Annotated in this window: 22 protein-coding genes; 12 read left to right on the top strand and 10 right to left on the bottom strand. The window is 67.5% G+C overall.

Annotated elements, in window-relative coordinates; all coding sequences use genetic code 11:
* Positions 1-12: 12 nt before the first annotated feature.
* Positions 13-765, bottom strand: coding sequence for a competence/damage-inducible protein A (locus MXA07_RS10735; protein ID WP_247728601.1), 753 nt, complete (start codon positions 763-765; stop codon positions 13-15).
* A 269-nt stretch (positions 766-1,034) separates the two neighbouring features.
* Between MXA07_RS10735 and MXA07_RS10730 the strand changes: the two genes are divergently transcribed.
* The 9 genes from MXA07_RS10730 (at position 1,035) to MXA07_RS10690 (ending at position 8,147) form a co-directional block, all read left to right on the top strand.
* Positions 1,035-1,691 (top strand): hypothetical protein, encoded by a 657-nt coding sequence (locus MXA07_RS10730; RefSeq protein WP_247728600.1) that lies wholly within the window; start codon positions 1,035-1,037, stop codon positions 1,689-1,691.
* A gap of 99 nt (positions 1,692-1,790) precedes the next feature.
* Positions 1,791-1,943 (top strand): hypothetical protein, encoded by a 153-nt coding sequence (locus MXA07_RS10725; RefSeq protein ID WP_425492153.1) that lies wholly within the window; start codon positions 1,791-1,793, stop codon positions 1,941-1,943.
* A gap of 42 nt (positions 1,944-1,985) precedes the next feature.
* Positions 1,986-3,518 carry a replication factor C large subunit gene (locus tag MXA07_RS10720; RefSeq protein ID WP_247728599.1) on the top strand — a complete coding sequence of 511 codons (1,533 nt, stop codon included), beginning with the start codon at positions 1,986-1,988 and terminating at the stop codon, positions 3,516-3,518.
* 75 nt (positions 3,519-3,593) lie between these two features.
* Complete coding sequence (gene hisC / locus MXA07_RS10715; RefSeq protein WP_247728598.1) at positions 3,594-4,727, top strand: histidinol-phosphate transaminase; 1,134 nt, start codon at positions 3,594-3,596, stop codon at positions 4,725-4,727.
* Positions 4,724-5,242 carry an adenylate kinase family protein gene (locus MXA07_RS10710; protein ID WP_247728597.1) on the top strand — a complete coding sequence of 173 codons (519 nt, stop codon included), beginning with the start codon at positions 4,724-4,726 and terminating at the stop codon, positions 5,240-5,242. The genes hisC and MXA07_RS10710 overlap by 4 nt, the downstream gene beginning before the upstream one ends.
* Positions 5,239-5,850, top strand: a complete 612-nt coding sequence (locus MXA07_RS10705; protein ID WP_247728596.1) for a CDP-alcohol phosphatidyltransferase family protein — start codon at positions 5,239-5,241, stop codon at positions 5,848-5,850. The genes MXA07_RS10710 and MXA07_RS10705 overlap by 4 nt, the downstream gene beginning before the upstream one ends.
* Positions 5,851-6,022: 172 nt before the next feature.
* Positions 6,023-6,565 (top strand): multiprotein bridging factor aMBF1, encoded by a 543-nt coding sequence (locus MXA07_RS10700; protein WP_247728595.1) that lies wholly within the window; start codon positions 6,023-6,025, stop codon positions 6,563-6,565.
* A gap of 92 nt (positions 6,566-6,657) precedes the next feature.
* Positions 6,658-7,302 (top strand): triose-phosphate isomerase, encoded by a 645-nt coding sequence (tpiA, locus tag MXA07_RS10695; RefSeq protein WP_247728594.1) that lies wholly within the window; start codon positions 6,658-6,660, stop codon positions 7,300-7,302.
* A gap of 185 nt (positions 7,303-7,487) precedes the next feature.
* Positions 7,488-8,147 (top strand): toll/interleukin-1 receptor domain-containing protein, encoded by a 660-nt coding sequence (locus MXA07_RS10690; RefSeq protein ID WP_247728593.1) that lies wholly within the window; start codon positions 7,488-7,490, stop codon positions 8,145-8,147.
* Here MXA07_RS10690 and MXA07_RS10685 read toward each other — a convergent pair.
* The gene (locus tag MXA07_RS10685; protein WP_247728592.1) at positions 8,126-8,779 is read right to left on the bottom strand and encodes a J domain-containing protein; all 654 of its coding nucleotides are present in this window, start codon (positions 8,777-8,779) and stop codon (positions 8,126-8,128) included. The two genes, MXA07_RS10690 and MXA07_RS10685, sit on opposite strands and share 22 nt — an antisense overlap.
* Positions 8,780-8,970: 191 nt before the next feature.
* On the opposite strand from MXA07_RS10685, the gene MXA07_RS10680 reads away from it, so the two are divergent.
* Complete coding sequence (locus MXA07_RS10680; RefSeq protein WP_247728591.1) at positions 8,971-9,402, top strand: DUF3054 domain-containing protein; 432 nt, start codon at positions 8,971-8,973, stop codon at positions 9,400-9,402.
* Between the two features lie 313 nt (positions 9,403-9,715).
* A complete protein-coding gene (locus MXA07_RS10675) occupies positions 9,716-9,949 on the top strand; it encodes a DUF8015 family protein (RefSeq protein WP_247728590.1) in 234 nt (77 codons plus the stop codon).
* A gap of 194 nt (positions 9,950-10,143) precedes the next feature.
* Here MXA07_RS10675 and MXA07_RS10670 read toward each other — a convergent pair whose 3' ends face one another.
* From MXA07_RS10670 to asd, 3 genes are all read right to left on the bottom strand, one after another.
* Positions 10,144-10,965, bottom strand: a complete 822-nt coding sequence (locus MXA07_RS10670) for an enoyl-CoA hydratase/isomerase family protein (protein ID WP_247728589.1) — start codon at positions 10,963-10,965, stop codon at positions 10,144-10,146.
* On the bottom strand, positions 10,958-11,863 hold the full coding sequence (locus MXA07_RS10665; protein ID WP_247728588.1) for a 3-hydroxyacyl-CoA dehydrogenase family protein: 906 nt from the start codon (positions 11,861-11,863) through the stop codon (positions 10,958-10,960). Before MXA07_RS10665 ends, MXA07_RS10670 begins: the two co-directional genes overlap by 8 nt.
* Positions 11,864-12,017: 154 nt before the next feature.
* Positions 12,018-13,052 (bottom strand): aspartate-semialdehyde dehydrogenase, encoded by a 1,035-nt coding sequence (gene asd, locus MXA07_RS10660; protein WP_247728587.1) that lies wholly within the window; start codon positions 13,050-13,052, stop codon positions 12,018-12,020.
* A gap of 242 nt (positions 13,053-13,294) precedes the next feature.
* Between asd and MXA07_RS10655 the strand changes: the two genes are divergently transcribed.
* Positions 13,295-13,570 carry a hypothetical protein gene (locus MXA07_RS10655; RefSeq protein WP_247728586.1) on the top strand — a complete coding sequence of 92 codons (276 nt, stop codon included), beginning with the start codon at positions 13,295-13,297 and terminating at the stop codon, positions 13,568-13,570.
* A 163-nt stretch (positions 13,571-13,733) separates the two neighbouring features.
* Here the strand turns inward: MXA07_RS10655 and MXA07_RS10650 are convergent, their stop codons facing one another.
* The 5 genes from MXA07_RS10650 to cofD all read right to left on the bottom strand — a co-directional run bounded on the left by MXA07_RS10650 (position 13,734) and on the right by cofD (position 17,527).
* Positions 13,734-13,925 (bottom strand): 30S ribosomal protein S17e, encoded by a 192-nt coding sequence (locus MXA07_RS10650; protein WP_247728585.1) that lies wholly within the window; start codon positions 13,923-13,925, stop codon positions 13,734-13,736.
* Between the two features lie 106 nt (positions 13,926-14,031).
* Positions 14,032-14,793 (bottom strand): DUF447 domain-containing protein, encoded by a 762-nt coding sequence (locus MXA07_RS10645; RefSeq protein ID WP_247728584.1) that lies wholly within the window; start codon positions 14,791-14,793, stop codon positions 14,032-14,034.
* 34 nt (positions 14,794-14,827) lie between these two features.
* On the bottom strand, positions 14,828-15,721 hold the full coding sequence (locus MXA07_RS10640) for a triphosphoribosyl-dephospho-CoA synthase (RefSeq protein ID WP_247728583.1): 894 nt from the start codon (positions 15,719-15,721) through the stop codon (positions 14,828-14,830).
* Between the two features lie 28 nt (positions 15,722-15,749).
* Positions 15,750-16,538: a beta/alpha barrel domain-containing protein gene (locus MXA07_RS10635; protein WP_247728582.1), complete on the bottom strand. Its 789-nt coding sequence runs from the start codon at positions 16,536-16,538 to the stop codon at positions 15,750-15,752.
* Entirely contained in the window at positions 16,535-17,527 is a 993-nt protein-coding gene (cofD, locus tag MXA07_RS10630; protein ID WP_247728581.1) for a 2-phospho-L-lactate transferase, read from the bottom strand. Before cofD ends, MXA07_RS10635 begins: the two co-directional genes overlap by 4 nt.
* Positions 17,528-17,688 lie beyond the last annotated feature (161 nt).

Below are 17,688 nucleotides of genomic sequence, written 5' to 3'. Positions count from 1 at the left end.
GGATACGCCGTTTCAGTTGTCCGTCTCGACGGGCGGGTCGACCGTCTCGATCGTCGATTCGAGCCACTCGATCGCCGCCGCAACGCTCGACGGCTCGCTCGCCGAGACGCGGATCCGACCCGGGGCGGCGTCTGCGCCCGGGTAGCTGCCGACGGCGACGTCGAACCGATCGCGGACCGTTTCGAGCACGCTCGGAAGCGCACCCTCCGGGAGGGGAGTGAAGATCGAGCGGCTGATCGCGTCACCGTCGAAGTCGGTCGCGACGCGCTCGAACGCCGCTTCCATCTCAGCGGGGATGCCGGGAAGCACGTAGACGCGATCGACGACGAACGCCGGAGCCCAGCCCGCGTCGGTGACGACGGGTCGGGCACCGGTCGGCACGCGAGCGGCAGCTTCGGCGTCGAGTTCGAGATCGTGCTCCTCGAACAGTTCGGGTCGCTCCTCTCGCACGCGGGCGGCCTTCTCGCGGAGGCGTTCTTGGAGCGATTCGGGCGCGACGAGGTCGCGATCCAACGCCGCCGCGACGGCCTCGGCGGTCACGTCGTCGTGCGTGTTGCCGAGCCCGCCGGTGACGAGCACGGCGTCGAATTCCTCGCGGAAACGAGACACGTACTCGCCGATGGCGGCTCGATCGTCGGGGACGGTCGCGATCCGACGAGTCCGCGCGCCGCGGTCGGCCAGCCGCCCGGCGAGCCACGACGCGTTCGTATTCGTCGTTTCCCCGGCGAGCAACTCGTCGCCGACGGTGAGAATTGCAACGTCCATACGGATCCGATCGGCTTCCGTGGAGTTAGGGACGTCGCACGACGGCCACCCGTTCAACCGGGCGACGATTTGAGGAGCGACGTACCCCGCGGCTGTCCACGCACCGCGCTGGACCGCCGAGACGAACTCTGCCGTGAGACCTCAGCGCCCAGATGGATACTATATCAAATTTCACTCAATTAAGTATGATATCTGAAGGACATCCCCCTCTCGTTTCCAATAAGAAAATAGAAATGTTTTATACCAACGAGTGAAAAGTAACTACTGCAATGTCCGATACTAATAGGCGCGGCTTCCTCCGTGGAGTCACGGCGACTGGACTCGGTGCATCGACGCTCGTCGGATCCGCGGCTGCCAGCACGACCTCGGCCAACACGATCGTCGTCGAAGACTACTTCCACTACGAGATCGGCGACGAGTGGACGATCGACTCGGACCTTCCGACTCAACCGGGCGGTTCCGAACCGATCGAACACCATCTGACCCACCACACTGGTCAGACCGCGAGTAAATGGTTCGGTGGCTGTTTCGAAGCCGGTCTCAGCGGGGACGCCGACGATGGCACCATCTGGATCGAGCAGCCGGTCGACGTCGACCCGAACACGACGTACGACGTGACCCTCGAGTTCGCGGGATACAACCAGGAACAGAGCTACAACAAGATCGTCTCGGGGAACGCGTACTTCGGGAACGACAACCCCGAGACGGAAGCCGACATTCTGAGCCGTAACAACGACAACGCCCTCGCCATCGAGGGTGACCTCCACTCTGCGGACGATCAGTGGGTCTACTACGATACCACCGGCGAGTTCACGAGCGACGGAAGTTCGACGGCCTGGGTCGCGCTCGGGATGAACATCTTCTGGGAGACGAGTTACTATACGAACCTATTCGACGACCTCTATCTCGAGCTGACGCCGAAGTAACGACGCGACGATGGCGCCGCGACTCCGGATCGGTGGGCCCACCACCGACCGTTTTCGAGGACGTGCGCGTGCCGAGAGGGACGCGATGAATGGATAAACGTGTACGCGACGACGGTCATCGAGGACCACGGCTTCACGCCGCTCGTCGGGTTCCACCTCGTCGAATCGAACGGTGACGGCATCGGCTCGAGCGACGATGCGTACGCGGATGTAACGTCTCGGCTAGACCTGAAGACGGCCGACGACGAGTGACGCTCCGCAATCCCTAAACGCGACTCACGCCAATACTCGCCAATGAGCGACTGGACGGAGACGTACCGCCCCGACACCCTGTCGGCGGTCCGGGGCAACGACAAGGCTCGCGATCAGCTGCGCGAGTGGGCCGAGACCTGGGACGAGCACCGCGAGGCCGTGATCGTCCACGGGAGCCCCGGCGTGGGCAAGACCTCCGCGGCGCACGCGCTCGCGAACGACATGGGGTGGCCGGTGATGGAACTCAACGCGAGCGACCACCGTGGGAAGGAAGTGATCGAGCGCGTCGCCGGCGAGGCGTCGAAGACGGGGACGCTCACCGCCGGGACGAGCGGGCGCCGGCTGCTGATTCTCGACGAGGCCGACAACTTCCACGGGAACGCCGACTACGGCGGATCGCGGGCCGTCACGAACGTCGTCAAATCCGCCGACCAGCCCATGGTTCTCGTCGCGAACGAGTTCTACGACATGAGTAACTCGCTGCGAAACGCCTGTCGGTCGATCGAGTTCCGCGACGTCTCGGCGCGCTCGATCGTGCCCGTCCTGCGCGACATCTGCCGCAAGGAGGACGTCGAGTTCGAACCGGAGGCGCTCGAGGCCATCGCCGAGAGCACGAGCGGGGACCTCCGGTCGGCGGTCAACGACCTCCAGGCGGTCGCCGAAGACGCGGAGCGGCTCACCCGCGAGGACGTCGTCACCGGCGAGCGCGATCGAACGGAGGGCATCTTCGACTTCCTCGACGCGCTCATCAAGGAGGAAGACGCGGAGGGTGCCCTGCAGGCCGCCTACGACGTCGACGAGACGCCGGACGACCTGATCAACTGGATCGAGGACAACGTCCCGAAGGACTACCACGGCGCGGAGCTCGCCGACGCCTACGGCTACCTGGCCAACGGCGACCGCTGGCTCGGTCGCGTCCGCTCGACGCAGGAGTACTCCTACTGGCGCTACGTGACCGACAACATCACCGCCGGCGTGGCCGCCTCTCGCCGCGAGCCGAAGGGCGGCTGGACGCGCTACGGCCCGCCGAGTTACTGGTCGAAACTCGGTCGCACCCGCGGGAGCCGGGACACGCGCGACGCCATCGCCGAGCGCATCGCCGAGCGGGAGGGCATCAGCGTCGCGACGGCGCGAAACGACGTCCTGCCGTACCTCTCGGCGATGACCCACCACTGTCACAACCGCGACCTGACCGTCGCGATGACCGCCGCCTACGAACTCGACGAGGCGGAGGTCTCGTTCGTCACCGGCAGCGGCAAGACGACCAACAAGGTCGAGAACGTCGTCGCGGACGCCGAAGACCGCCGCGAAGAGCGCGTCGTCTCGAACGCGGGCGACGCCTTCCTCGACGCGACGCGCGGGGACGCACCGGCCGAGCCGACGGACGGCTCGGACGACCAGGAGACGCTCGACGGCGAGCCGTCCCCGAACGGCGGGGGGGACGAGGCGGTCGGTTCCTCGAAGGCGGACACCGAATCGAGTGCGGACGCCGTCGACGAACCGTCCGACGACGACAATCCGTCCGACGGGGGCGAATCGGACGAGGATCAGGCGGGACTCGGCGACTTCGTCTAGTCGATCGGGCCGGCGAGTCGCGGCGACGCAACTCGTTGCGGTTTCCTTAAGCGTCGGGGGTGTCACTGATCCAGTATGCACACGCGTGATCTCTCGACCCACGACGTCTACGAGGCGGGTCGGGGAATCGAGGAGGTCGCACGCGAACTCGGGCGCGAGCCCGACGAGTTCGTCAAACTGGCCTCCAACGAGAATCCCCACGGGCCCTCGCCGAACGCCGTCGAGGCCCTCCGGGCCACTGCGGACGAGGTGAATTCGTACCCGAAGGCCGTCCACGCGGACCTGACGGACGCGCTCGCCGAACGATGGGGCGTCGACGCCGCGCAGATCTGGCTCTCGGCGGGCGGTGACGGGGCGATCGATTACCTCTCGCGAGCCACGCTCGAGCCCGGCGACTCGGTGCTCGTACCCGAGCCCGGCTTCGCGTACTACGGGATGAGCGCCCGGTATCACCACGGAACGGTCGAGACGTACGAGCTCTCGAAGGCCTCGGACTTCGAACAGAACGCCGAGACCGTGCTATCGGCGTACGACGGGCAGCGCGTCGTCTACCTCACCAGCCCGCACAACCCGGCCGGGTCGACCGCGTCGCTCGCGGATATCGAACGAATCGCCGCCGAAACCCACGACCGGACGCTCGTCGTCGTCGACGAGGCGTACGGTGAATACGCGGACGCGAACAGCGCCGTGGCGCTTCTCGATGGGCGAGACGGCTTCGACGCGCGCGACGACGTCGCGGTAGTTCGGACGTTCTCGAAAGCGTACGGTCTCGCCGGGTTGCGCCTCGGCTACGCGATCGTGCCGGCCGACTGGGCGGACGCCTACGCCCGGGTCAACACGCCCTTCGCCGTGAGCGTCCCGGCTTGCCGGGCCGGTCTCGCCGCCCTCTCCGACGACGAACACGTCGAGCGCTCGGTCGAGACGGCCCGCTGGGCGCGCGAGTACCTCGCGGACGAAGTCGACGCGCCGGTCCGGACGGGGGAGGGTAACTTCGTCCTCGTCGACGTCGGCGACGCGGGTGTCGTCGCGTCACGACTACGGGAGCGAGGGATCATCGTCCGGGACTGCACGAGCTTCGGCCTTCCATCCTGCATTCGCGTGACGTGCGGGACCGAGGCCGAAACGAAACGCGCCGCCGCGACGCTCAACGAGGTGCTCGCGTCGGTGGACGCCGAGCGAGACGGGCGACCGGAGGTGTCGGACGCGTGAGAGTCGCCGTGACCGGGACGCCGGGAACCGGGAAGACGACGGCGACGGCGCGCCTGGCCGACCGCCTCGACGAGCACGACCTCGTCCACCTGAACGAGGTGATCGAGGACGAGTCGCTCTACACCGACGTCGACGACGAGCGCGACAGCGTGATCGCCGACCTGGACGCCCTCGACGCCGTCCTGGCGGACCGGCGCGACGTCGTCTTCGAGTCGCACCTTGCTCACCACCTCGACGCGGACCGCGTCGTCGTCCTTCGCTGCGAGCCGGCGACGCTCGAGCGGCGACTCCGCGAGCGGGGCGAGTCCGAGGCGAAGGCCCGAGAGAACGCGGAGAGCGAGGCGCTCGACGTGATACTGTCGGAAGCGGTCGAGGCCCACGGTCTCGATTCGGTCTACGAGATCGAGACGACGGAGGAACCGCCGGACTCGGTGGCGCGTTCGATCGAGGCGGTCCTCGCTGGCGACCGGGCGCCGAGTGCCGGCGAGGTGGACTACGTGGGGTACCTGCAATGACGCTCGATCAGCTCCGCCCGTACGTGTCGGGGGCGATCAGGCCGTTCGTCGTCGGGTTCGATCGCGCCGGGCTCTCGCCCGACGGCGTGAGCGTCATCGCGTTCGGCGCGGCGGGCGCGGCGGCGGTCGCGTTCTACCTCGGCGGTGTGGAGGCGCGCTGGTGGTACGCGGTCGCCTCGCTGCTCGTCCTCCTGAACGGCTGGCTCGACGTCGTCGACGGCGCGCTCGCCCGCGAACAGGAGGTCTCCTCGAAGCGCGGCGACATGCTCGATCACGTGCTGGATCGGTACGCCGACGTGGTCGTCATCGGCGGACTCGCCGCGGGGATCGGCGCGTACGCGCTCGGGCTGGCGGCCGTGACCGGCGTCCTGCTGACGTCGTACCTCGGGACGCAGGCCCAGGCGGTCGGCCTCGACCGGGTGTACGGCGGGCTGGTCGGTCGAGCGGATCGCCTGGCGATCATCGGGCTCGTCGGCTTCCTCGCGGTCCCGCTCCCGGCGACCTACGGTCCGTACGGGATCGTCGGCTGGCTGCTGGTGTTTCTGGCGGCGGTCGGACACCTCACGGCGCTGCAGCGCTTCTACTACGCCTGGCGAGCACTCTCCTGACGGTTCGACCGGAGGGACGGTCGACGCTCGTCGGATCGCCAGCGATTCGAGACGCCGCGGTCCCCGTCGGTTGGCCCGTCATCGATAGCAACTCGCGGGCGACTCAGGTCGCTGTTCACGCGGCGTACGGCGGGGCGTATGCTTTATCTGGCGTGACGCAATACCCACACGTATGGTTCAGTGTGAGATGTGTGGCGCCGAGACGACGGCCCCGAAGAAGATCAAGGTCGAGGGTGCGAAACTCGACGTCTGCGCCGACTGTACCGACTTCGGAACGGAGGTGCAGACGGCGAGCTCGACGTCGAGCACGTCCACGAAGTACTCGACCGGGTCGAGCGACTCCGGGGGCGGCGACGGGTCGGCGTCGACGGCCAGCTCGGCCGGCGGGCGGTCCGGAGGCGGGTCGTCCCGATCGGACATGTTCGACGAGATGGACGAACTCGTCTCCGATTACGACGATCGGATCCGGCGGGCGCGCGAGGACGCGGAGCTCAGCCAGTCCGACCTCGCCAACGAGTTAAACGAGAAGGCGAGTCTCATCAGGAAGCTCGAACGCGGCGAGACGCTCCCGAGCGACAGCGTGCAGTCGAAACTCGAACGGTTCCTCGATATCAGCCTGACCGGTGGCGCCGGCGCGGACGCCGAGGCCGACTGGGAGGGCGGTTCCTCGACGGGCAGCTACACGCTCGGCGACGTCGTCAAGCGGAAGGATTGACCCCGCACTCGTCTCGCGGGCCGGACCACTATCGGAACCGATCCGCCGCGTAGTCTCGGAATCTTTTTGCAGCCGCCGGGGGCACCTTCTGTATGTTCGTTCTCGTCAACTGTAAGACCTACCCGTGCGATCCGGTCGCGGTCGCCGAGGCGGCCGCGTCGGTCGGGCGCGGTACCGACGCCAGACTCGCGATCGCACCGCCGACGACGCACCTCCGCGCGGTTGCGGAGACGGGGGTCGAAACCTGGGCCCAGCACGTCGACGCCGTCGACCCGGGCAGCAACACCGGCCACACGCTGGCCGAGAACGCGGCCGACGCCGGTGCGACCGGGACGCTACTCAACCACTCCGAACGGCGACTCACGCTCGCCTCGATCGACGGCGCCGTCGCGGCGAGTCGCGAGGCGGGGCTGGAGACGATCGTCTGTGCGAACAACCCGGACCAAGTCGCCGCCGCGTGCGCGCTCGGGCCCGACGCCGTCGCCGTCGAACCGCCCGAGCTCATCGGGACCGGGACGCCCGTCAGTCAGGGGGACCCCGACGTCGTCGAAGACGCCGTGGCCGCGGCGGCTCGCGTCGACGAATCGGTCTCGGTCCTCTGCGGCGCCGGCATCTCGACGGGCGCCGACGTCGACGCGGCACGAGCGCTCGGCGCGGATGGCGTATTGCTCGCAAGCGGCGTCGCGAAAGCGTCCGATCCCGGAGCCGCGCTCGACGACCTCGTATCGTCAATCTAAGGTGTTACCCCGTTCCTCCGATCGGAACTGAACAGAATTGGCGTGATGATCCCGAGAATGTTACCTCCAACGGACGAATGCCCTGATGAAACTATAGATAATTAGCGTAGCGAACGCAAACTAAACTATCTACACCGAGGTAGATACATTAATAACGGTCAGTGCGCTTGCTAGGGTAACTGACGATGTCCGGTGAACAGGTGTTCGTCTCGCACGATCCGACGGACCTCGAACTGGTCCAGGAGCTCTTCTCGACGGTCAAGAATTTCCCGTTCGGCGTCCACCTCGCGCTCGAGGAGATCGAATCCGGTCGCAGTCGCGATCGGCTCGAAGGTCGGCTGGCGAATTCGGACATCGTCGTCGCGGTTCTGACGGACGATGCGGTCCGTAGTCAGTGGATCAATCAAGAGGTGGGGTACGCGATCGCGAAGGGCATTCCGGTCCTACCGATGTACGATACCGAAGCGACGGTGGGCGGGTTCATCGACGGCGTCGAAGGCGTCTCGATCGATCGCGAGAATCCGTCGGTGACGATCTTCAATCTCCTCTGTCGGCTCCGCTCCGAACTCGCGCCCATCGGTGCGCTCTCGGTGCCGAACTGGTACATCCGGTTCCCGTGTACGCTCGCGGACTGCGGGCACCCGGTCACGCTCGAACTCGAGATCGGGCAGACGAAACTGTGGAAGCTGCACACGCACGGTCAGCTGCTCGAGACGGACTGTGACGTCTGCGAGACGTCTTATTACTTCGATCCAGCGACGATCGGATTCGTTCGCCGGGCAGAGCCGGGCGGGGAGAGCCCGACGAACGTTGTGGGAACGAATCAGTCGGAGAGTCGATCGTAAGCCGCTTTGACGAGGCGGAAGGCGTCCGTACTGCCGGTCGAGCGATCGGGGTGGGCCTGCTTGATCCGTCCGAGAAACGCGCGTCGAATTTCGCGTTCGCTCGCACCTTCCTCCACGTCGAGAATGTCTCTCGCTTCCGTCTTTCGCATCTGTACGTCGACGACGATTCCCTCCCGTTCCGCCGCGCGCTTGCACGATTCACAGAGCGTCTCGGTCCGGTCGTGGATCAGCGTCACGCGGTAGAGTTCCGCCGAGTGCCACTCGTGACACTGGCTACAGAGATTCTTCCGGCGGGCGATCTCGGTCGTCTCGGCCGGTTCCGCCGAGTCGTCGGTGCCCGAGGAGCCGGGCGCGTCACGACGACACGACTGACAGAGGGTCACGACGGTCCCGTCGGTGAGTACCACGTCGTCGAGCGAGGTCGTCGGGAACGTATCGGTACAGCCGTCACACTGGTCGCGATTCGTCTCGAGTTCGGCGAGTTTCTTCGCGGCGGACCGGGCGTGTGGTTCACACTGGGGGCAGCAGGCGAGCGAGCTGCCGTCCGGCATCGAGACGGTCCGGAGATTCTCGACGGCGACGGTCCGATCGCACCCATCACACCCCGGTTGCCGATCGTCGGCCACTCCCATCTGTCGACTTCTACGGGTTACTGATATATTAGTTCTGCTCTCCGTATGATTGATCGCCCCCGCCGGGTGGGAATCGATCGGGCGACGGAATCACGTCGCCGTCGATAGCACCGCCGCTCGAGCGGGACGACGAGACGGTCGAGCGGGATCGGTTCGAGAAATCTATACGTGGGCGCCCGGTGGATCCGAGTATGGGTACTCGGACGTCGGCCGGATCCGTCGCGCGATGGGGACCCGTCCTCCTCCTCGATTGTATCGCGATCGTCGGGCTCGTGGTTGTCGGCCAACAAACACACGGGGGCGATCCGTTCGGCAACCTGCTCAGGACCGGAGAGACCGTCGCGCCGTTCCTCCTCGGCTGGCTCACGATATCGGTCCTCGGCGGTCTCTATCCGAACCCGCCCGCCGGTGCCGTCGATCGACTCCGGTTGCTCGTCGTCTGCTGGTTCGCGGCCGCGAACGTCGGATTCCTGCTGCGCGGGTCGCCACCGCTCCCTGGCGGCGTTCCGTGGGAGTTCACCGCGGTCTTCACCGGGTTCGGCGCCATCATCCTCGTCGGCGTGCACGCCGGCGACGTCCTGGTTCGCGCCTACCGTCACCGCGTTGGGGCGACGACCCCGTGATCGACGCCGGAACGAAACTGGAGTCCGCGGTGAACCGACGACTTCCGGGGACACTCGGGATGGGTATCGCTCATGACTCGATAGCGGGCATCGTCTCGACGTCTGACGTGCGATCCTCCGATCCGATGTGCCCGTACCACGGTAGCGCCGACCGTATTCGTCCAACGCCCGGTGGACAGGCGCACCGAACTCATCCATCGAGTCCAGATAAGTTATGGGTACAATCCCTCGTGGATAGCCATGTGGATCGTATCGAGTACGACCCCATTATGCCGAATCTTTATATACCTGTTTCCCGTTGTTTGCACTAGCTATGGCTCACTATTACGACATCGTCCTGACGCTGATCCCGACGTCACTGCTCGGAACCGCCGCGCTGCTCAGCATCGTCGGTTTGCCCACGTCAGTCGCCGTGCCGCTGGGGGCGATGGTGGCCGCCGTCTTCATCGGCCACGCCATGTTCGTCAACGGTCCGGAGACGGCGTCCGACGACGCCTCCGGGACCGCGAGCCAGACCGGCAGCGCGACGCCCATCTCGGCGGATTGAGCCACCGCCGTTCGTCCGATCGCCTCTGCGGACTCGACTCTCACGTAACTTCGGTCCGAACGGGCTCCTCGAGGACGCGTCCCGGTTCGGGCCACTATTCCTTCGGGCCACGATTCCGATTCGTTCGGGCCCACCATTCCCGTCGATATCGGGCGTACCGTCTCCCACCCGATTCGAGCTCACGGATGCAGAACCTACCGTCCGGACCACTCGGGGTCGCGATCCTCGAAGAACGCGTCGATACCCTCGTTCTTGTCCTCGGTCGCGAACAGTTGCACGAAGAGGGATTTCTCGTACTCGAGACCCGCCTCCAGCGGCTGGCGCGCGCTCGCTCTGACCGCCTGCGTCGCGTACTGGAGCGCCAGCGGACTGTTCTCCGCCATCGACCCGGCGAGGTCGTAGACGGCGTCGTCGAGTTCATCGGGCGCACAGACGTCCTCCACCAGGCCGATCCGCCCCGCCTCGTCTGCGTCGACGAGTTCGCCGGAGCAGATGAGTCGCATCGCGTGGCCTTCGCCGATCAGCCTCGGGAGCCGCTGGGTGGCCCCGCCGCCCGGGATCAACCCGAGGGTGATCTCCGGCTGGCCGAGTTTGGCACGCTCGTCGGCGATGCGGACGTCGCAGGCGACCGCCAGTTCGCACCCGCCGCCGAGGGCGTGACCGTTGATCCGGGCGAGCACGGGGAGGTCGAGTTCGTCGACCGTCTCGTAGACCCGCGGCCGTTTGCTCTTTTCGCGCTGTTCGACGAGCGTTCGCTCGCGCAGTTCGGCGACGTCGGCGCCGGCGACGAACGCCTTGGCCTCGTCGGAGCCGGTGAGGACGACGACCCGCGCGCGCTCGTCGGCTTCGAGGGCGGTCAGCGCGTCGACGAGTTCCTCGCGAACGGTCGCGTTCAGCGCGTTGCGCGCCTCCGGTCGGTCGATCGTCACCGTCGCGACGAAGTCGGCGTGCTCGCCGATCGCGACGCCGATGGTCTCGTAGGCTCGCTCCAGCACGTCGGCCTCGGACTCAGACACCGTTCTCACCTCCGCACTGGGCGGCGACAGCGTCGCTCACGCCGACGATCTCGCCGTCCTCCCAGACGTAGAATCCCTCGCCGGACTTCTTCCCGAGCGCGCCGGCCCGAACCCGCTGGCGGAGCAGTTGCGGCGGCCGAAATCGCTCGCCCAGCTCCGAGCGGAGGTGTTCGAGGATGTCGAGTCGCACGTCGAGCCCGACGACGTCGGTGAGTTCGATCGGCCCCATCGGGTGATTGTACCCCAGCGTCATCGCGCGGTCGAGATCCCGCGGTCCCGCAACCCCGGTCTCGAGCATCCGGATCGCTTCGACGCCGAGCGCTACGCCGAGGCGCGACGACGCGAATCCGGCGGCGTCCCTGACCGTGATCGGCTCCTTTTCGATACCCTCGACGAACGTCTCCGCGACGTCGACCGTCTCCCCGCTCGCCTGTTGCGGGACGACGATCTCGACCAGCGACATGAGATGGACCGGATTGAAGAAGTGCAGCCCGATCGCGCGCTCGGGCTGATCGAGGACGCTGGCGATGGCCGACAGCGAGAGCGACGAGGTGTTCGAAGCGATGATCGTTTCGGCCGACACGACCGGTTCGACGCGCTCGAACGTCTGTTGCTTGAGTTCGAGGTCCTCCGGCACCGCCTCGATCACGAGATCCGCGCCGGTGACAGCGTCCTCGAGGTCCGTCGTCCCGGACAGCCGCGCCATCGTCTCGTCGCGCGCCGTCGGCGTAACCTTCTCGCGATCGACGCCCTCCTGCAACGTCGATTCGATTCCGTCGAGCCCCGCCTCGACGAGGTCGGGGTCGAGATCGCGGACGACCACCTCGTGGCCCGCCTGCGCGGACACCTGGGCGATACCGCGTCCCATCGTACCGGCTCCGAGTACCGTTACGTCCATGCGCGGAGCATGGATCGCCACGCCGATTAAGCGGTTCGATTCAGGCGGTCAACACCGTCACAGATGGGTCACTCCGGCTATCGTAATCCGATCGACAGCCCCGAGCCGGTCGAAACCGAATCCCGGAAGCGGATCGGTCTACGCGCGGCTGCAGCTAGAGGTAGCCGCGGTCGAGGAGGAGTTCGCCGTTGAGGAGGCTCGCGCCTGCGGCGCCGCGGATCGTATTGTGCGCCAGGCAGTTGTACTGCACCCCGAATGGAGACTCCTTGAAGCCGCCGACGGAGATGGACATCCCGTCGCCGCGTCCCCGATCGAGGCGGGGCTGCGGACGGTCGGGCTCGTCGAAGACGGTGATGAGCTGATCCGGCGAGGAGTGAAGCGGGAGGGACGGGTACTCGGTCATCTTCGTCGTCACCTCCTCGATCGACACCGGCTCGGCGCTCTCGATCCAGACGTTCTCGAGGTGACCGTCGAGCGTCGGGATCCGGTTGCACGACGCGGCGACCTCGACGGAGTCTTCGACGATCTCGGCGCCGTCGAACGTGCCCAGCAGTTTTCGCGACTCCGTCTCGAGTTTTTCCTCCTCCCCGCCGATGTGGGGGACGGCGTTGTCGAGGATCTCCATCGACGTGACGCCGTCGTAGCCCGCGCCGGAGACGGCCTGGAGCGTCGCGACGTGGACGCGTTCGAGGTCCAGGTCCGAGAGCGCGGCCAGCGTCGGGACGAAGGTGATCGTCGAGCAGTTCGGATTTTTCACCAGCGCGCCGTCCCACCCGCGTTCGTCGCGCTGGACTTCCAAGAGGTCGAGGTGCTCGGCGTTGACCTCGGGGACGACCAGCGGCACGTCCGGGGCCATCCGCTCGTTCGACGAGTTCGAGGAGACGACGTAGCCGGCCTCGCAGAAGGCGGGTTCGACCTCGGCGCCGACGGCGGAGGGCAGCGACGAGAAGAGGAGGTCGACGTCGTCGGGAACGGCCGACGGCGCGGTTCGCGTGACGGTCATCTCCGCGACGTCCTCCGGGATCGGCGTCCCCGTTCGCCACTTCGCCGCCGCCCGATACGTCGACCCCGCGCTCGATTCGCTCGCTGTCAGGGCCGCGATCTCGAACTGCGGGTGCGGATCGAGGTGTTCGACCAATCGCTGTCCGACCGCGCCGGTGGCGCCGAGGACTCCGACGGTGACAGTCATCGTCGTCGTCTCGGCTACGACCGAGGAAAACAGTTTGGGTGCACACAAATATAGACCCCGCACGGTGCGATCGCGACTGCCGCGCTCGCGGAACCGGGCGGCGTCGCGACTGCGACGCGCCATCCGACGCCGACCGTGTGCCGAATAGAAGCTATTAAGCGCCGTCAGCCGAATTTTCGGCCAACGACCCCGATTCGGTCGCTGGGCCGCTCACCAGCCCGAGTCGGGGCATCCACATACCCATGTTCGAGAAACTCACCGATCCGGTACGCGAAACGCTGGTCGACGGAGCGATCGTCAACCGCCTCCTGCTCGTGGTCGGCGTCGTCCTCGTCCTCTACGGCGCCTACGAAATCCTCGGCGTCTACGCGGACATCTGGAATCAGTTGGTCCCGTCGGACCCGTACGATCCGCTCGAGCCCGTGCTGCGGAGCTTCGCCGCGGTCGTCGTCGGTGTGATCGTGTTCACACTGGCCGTCGTGCTGGACTTCTCCTGGAACCCGGAGCCGGAGCACTGACGCGCCCGCGGTTTGACGGTATCGAGTTCGAATCTGTCAGCGGCCGTCGATACGAACGGTGACCGTCGAGAGCGTTCCGCTCGGTCAAACGTCGGCGCTTCGCGAACGCCACGCTCGTCGAACGGCGTTCCGAACCGAGGGTGGGGCGACCCTGGCTGCGGGTTCAGGCCGCCTGCGACGATCGCTGTTTTCGGGTGACGTAGCCGGCGACGCGGTTGCGGACGCCCTTCGACTCGATATTCGTAAGTTCGCTCACACTTTCTTTGTTCTGCTCGAAGTCGTCGGTGAACGCCTGCGGGTAGCGCTCCAGCAGGAGCGCCGCCGTCTTCTTGACGTAGGCGGGTTTGATGGCCATGCGTGTCAGTGAAACCTGCGGCCCTTAATAGACACCGCTTTTCGTCGGGCGGGCCGGTCACGAATCGACGGGGCCGTCGACCGGTAGATTGGCCGCTACGGCCGGTTCAGCGGTCGCCACCGTCGGCCGACGGGTCGTCCAGGCCCGCGTGTTCGAGCAGTCGATCGAAGGCTCGAACGGTTCGTTCGTCGCCGGTCCGTCGCACGGTCTCGCCCGCTCGGGCGATAACTGCGCGGCCGCGAGCCGCGTCGTATCCCGGCGCGTCGAGTCGGGACGCGGCAACGCTCGCCTCGACGACGGCTATCGGCGCGCGGGCGAATCGCGGGACGCGGGTGCGTCGAACCGCGCCCGCGGTCGGCCGCAGCCGCCAGCGAACCCACTCGGTGCCGTCTTCGTCGCCCGATTCGACGCGTTCGACGTCGACCCGAACCCAGGCGGCCGCGTCGACGAGGACCGGCTCGTCGAGTTCGACGATCGAGAGGGCCGCGTCGACGAAGGCGACCGGGTCGGTCGAAAACTGGACCCAGCCCGTCCCCTCGCGCTCGAAGTTCCGCCTCGTTCGCGTTCGCCCCCACGTTTTCGCGGTCACGACCGAGTCCACGGTCTCGGTCGAGGTCCCGGAGTCCGACGAGTCGGCGAACAATCCCAGCGGGGCGAGGTTCCACCGGCCGTTCGGGCCGCGAGTGGTGACGAGCGATTCGGTGACGCCGGAGAGCGACAGCGGCCAGCCGTCCCCGGTCGACGCTGCAGCCGCGTCGGCGGCTCTCGTCGCCGCCGAACGCCATTCGTCCGCACCGTCGCCCCCGTTCGCCCCGGTCTTCGGGTCGAACGAGGCGTATTCGATCGGGTCGCCGTCAGCTCCGTTCATCGTTCGATCGGTGTCGGATCGACGTTCGGTCCACTCATCGATCTACGGGTCCGCCCTCCAGGCGGATGAACAGTCCGGCGGCGGTCAGATCCGCCGTGGTTCCGGGGTTGATCCCTCGCTCGACGAGCTCGGTCGCGAACGTCTCGACCGCGTCGCGATCCCGCTCGAACGCGCCCCGTTCGACGAGGTCGCGCGCCCGTTTGCGGACCTCGGCGGCGACCGACTCGCCGTGGCGGATCGAAACGAGGGTATCCGGCCGCTCGGCCAGTAACTCCAGGAAGACGGACGCGACGCGATCCTGCAGCGGACCGTCGGCGACCGAGAGCCGCCGCGCCGCGTCGTACGACCGTTCGAACCCGGTCACCCACTCGCGGGCGACGTCGTCTCCGGGGACTCCCAGTTCCAGCACCGATCGCAGGTCGAGCCCGCGGTCCCGAACCGCGGGAATCGCGTCGGCACCCCGGCGAGCGTCGAGGGCGGCGGCGTCCGCCGGCGGCTCGTCGACGGCGACCGACACGTGCTCGAACGCCCGGTAAAACGCGGCGGCGTCGTCGACCGTCGTCTCCGAGACTGCGCGTTCGACGCTCGACCGGTCCAGTCCGCCTCGCGCCGCCGAAACGAGCGGGACGAGCAACAGCAGCGACCCGAACTGGGTGTTTCGTCCGGCGAACCGAGTCATCCCCGCGACCGCCCGCTCGAACGACGTCCCGATCGGTTCGCCCGCGGCGGCCCGGTCGAGGCCCGCCCTGACTCCGACGGCACCCGCGAGAAAGTGCTCGAACCGGAGCTCGGCGAGATCGCGGGAGCGATCGACGTTCCCCGGTTTCGGCGTCCCAGCCACCTCGAGCAGCAACGCGAGCTGGGCTCGATCGACCGGCCCGAAGCCGCCGTCCGCGCCCTCCCGAGCCCGGTCGAGACGCTCGAACATACGCCCACTCGTCGGGGGTGCGCCTTAGCTATTGTCCAGTCCGTCCGCTCGGTTCGACCGGAGTGCCCGTCGCTTCGCCGAAAGCCTGCACCACGGCCCGGGCCACGCGTTCTCTGACCCGCGGGTCGTCGCTCGGTCGGCCGATACTGACCGCGTCGGCCCCGTATCCGACGTACTCCCGGACCGTGGCGGCGTCGCGGACGCCGTTGTTCGCGATCACGACCAGGTCCGTCGCTGCCGCGATCGAGGCGATGCACGATTCCGTATCCATCGCGTCGACGTGAACGAACGACGCGCCGACCGCTTCGATCGCTCGCACGGTCTCGACCAGGTCGACATCACCGACTTCCGCACGGACCTTCACCCCGGTCTCCGCCCCGGCTGCCGCGCCGCGGTCGACGTACTCGACGAGGCGCTCGGTGTCACGGAGGAGGGATTCCCCGCAGCCGACCGCGCAGAGTTCGTCCTGGCGGCAGTGGGCGTTGATCTCGAGAAGTGCGTTTCGGTCGGCACAGATCGACGCGACGCGTTCGATCGGGTCCGGGGTCGTCGCGCGAACGTTGACCCCGGGTCTGATCGGGACGGAGGAGAGCGCGTCGAGTTCGGCCGCGACGAACGCGAACGGATCGTCCGGCAGGAACTCGGATCGACCGCGGGCCACGAGGTCGCGCGCCGCCGCCCGCGAGGGCTCGTCGAGGGCGACGCCGCCCAGGAACGCCGCGCCGGCCTCGCCCGCGCCGGCGCGAGCCCAGGCGGCGTCGGCCGCGCCGCTGAGGCTGGCGAGCGCGAGGCGCGGTTCGAAGGGCACGTCGGTCATTCGACCCGATCGATCGCCCGGGCGACCGCTTCGACGACCCGCTCCGCGTCCGACGGACCGTCGATCCGAATGTCCGTCTCGACGGTGGGCCGGTCGAGGGTCGATTCGTCCCGCTCGTCGACGACGAACGCGTCGGCGAAGGGGTAGACGGCGCCGAGGCCGGCGGTGCTGGCCGGAGCGCCGACGGCCGCCATCAGCTTCGCCGCCGGGCCGGAAAACGCCTCGTCACCGAGGAACGGCGAGACGGCGACGACCGTCGTCTCCGCCAGCGCGTCGCCGATCCCGGCGAGCGAGAGCATCGGGCCGATGCTCGTGACCGGGTTCGACGGGCCGATGACGACGACGTCCTCGAGGGCGTCCAGCACGCCCGGCGCCGGCTCCGCGTCGGCCGAGCCGCGGTACTCGACGGTCTCGATCGCGGGTTCGCCGTCGCGAGCCACCCAGAACTCCTGAAAGTGTTGCAGGCCCTCGTCGGTGTGGATCAGCGTCGCGACGGGGTCGTCGCTCATCGGCAGGATGTCGATCGAGATCCCGAAGGCCCGAGCGACGATCGCCGTGGCCTCCGACAGCGTCTTGCCCTCGTCGAGAAGGCTCGTCCGCAGGAGGTGCAGCGCCCGGTCGCGGTCGCCGATCGTCATGAACTCTCCCGCGCCCGAGAACCGCCGCCACCTGGCGAGCTCGCGCCCGCTCGTTTGTCGCTCGGGGGGCAAGAAATTCGGGTCGTTCGATCGGCCCGCGGCCCTCGCGAGTTCCGAGAGCGCCTCGTGCGTCCGGTGGGTGTCGCCGTCGATCCCCCACCACGTCTCCCGATCGAGCACGCCGCCGCCCTGAAAGAGTAGCGTGTCGACGTCCGGCGAGACGAACAGGCCCCCGAGTTCGACGTCGTCCCCCGTGTTCACCACCACAGTCGTCTCGTCGGGGGTGAACGCCGCCGTCGCCCCGTCCAGCAGTTTCGGCGTGCCCGTCCCGCCGGAGAGGAACGTTACCATACCGTGAAAATGCCCCGGCACCGATTAAGGTGTTGCGGCCACGCGGTCGAAACGAACGGGAAACCGCGGTATCGAAGCGCCGTCCGGGTTCGGCTGGCCGGACATTCGCCGATCATCGGGTCCGAGTCGCCGAAATCGGTCGGTCACCGGAGATCCGCCGA

It is taken from the genome of Halovivax limisalsi (assembly GCF_023093535.1).
GTDB classification, from domain to species: domain Archaea; phylum Halobacteriota; class Halobacteria; order Halobacteriales; family Natrialbaceae; genus Halovivax; species Halovivax limisalsi.
The sequence above is the reverse complement of the archived record's forward strand: the minus strand, read 5'-3'. Positions and strand labels throughout refer to the sequence as shown.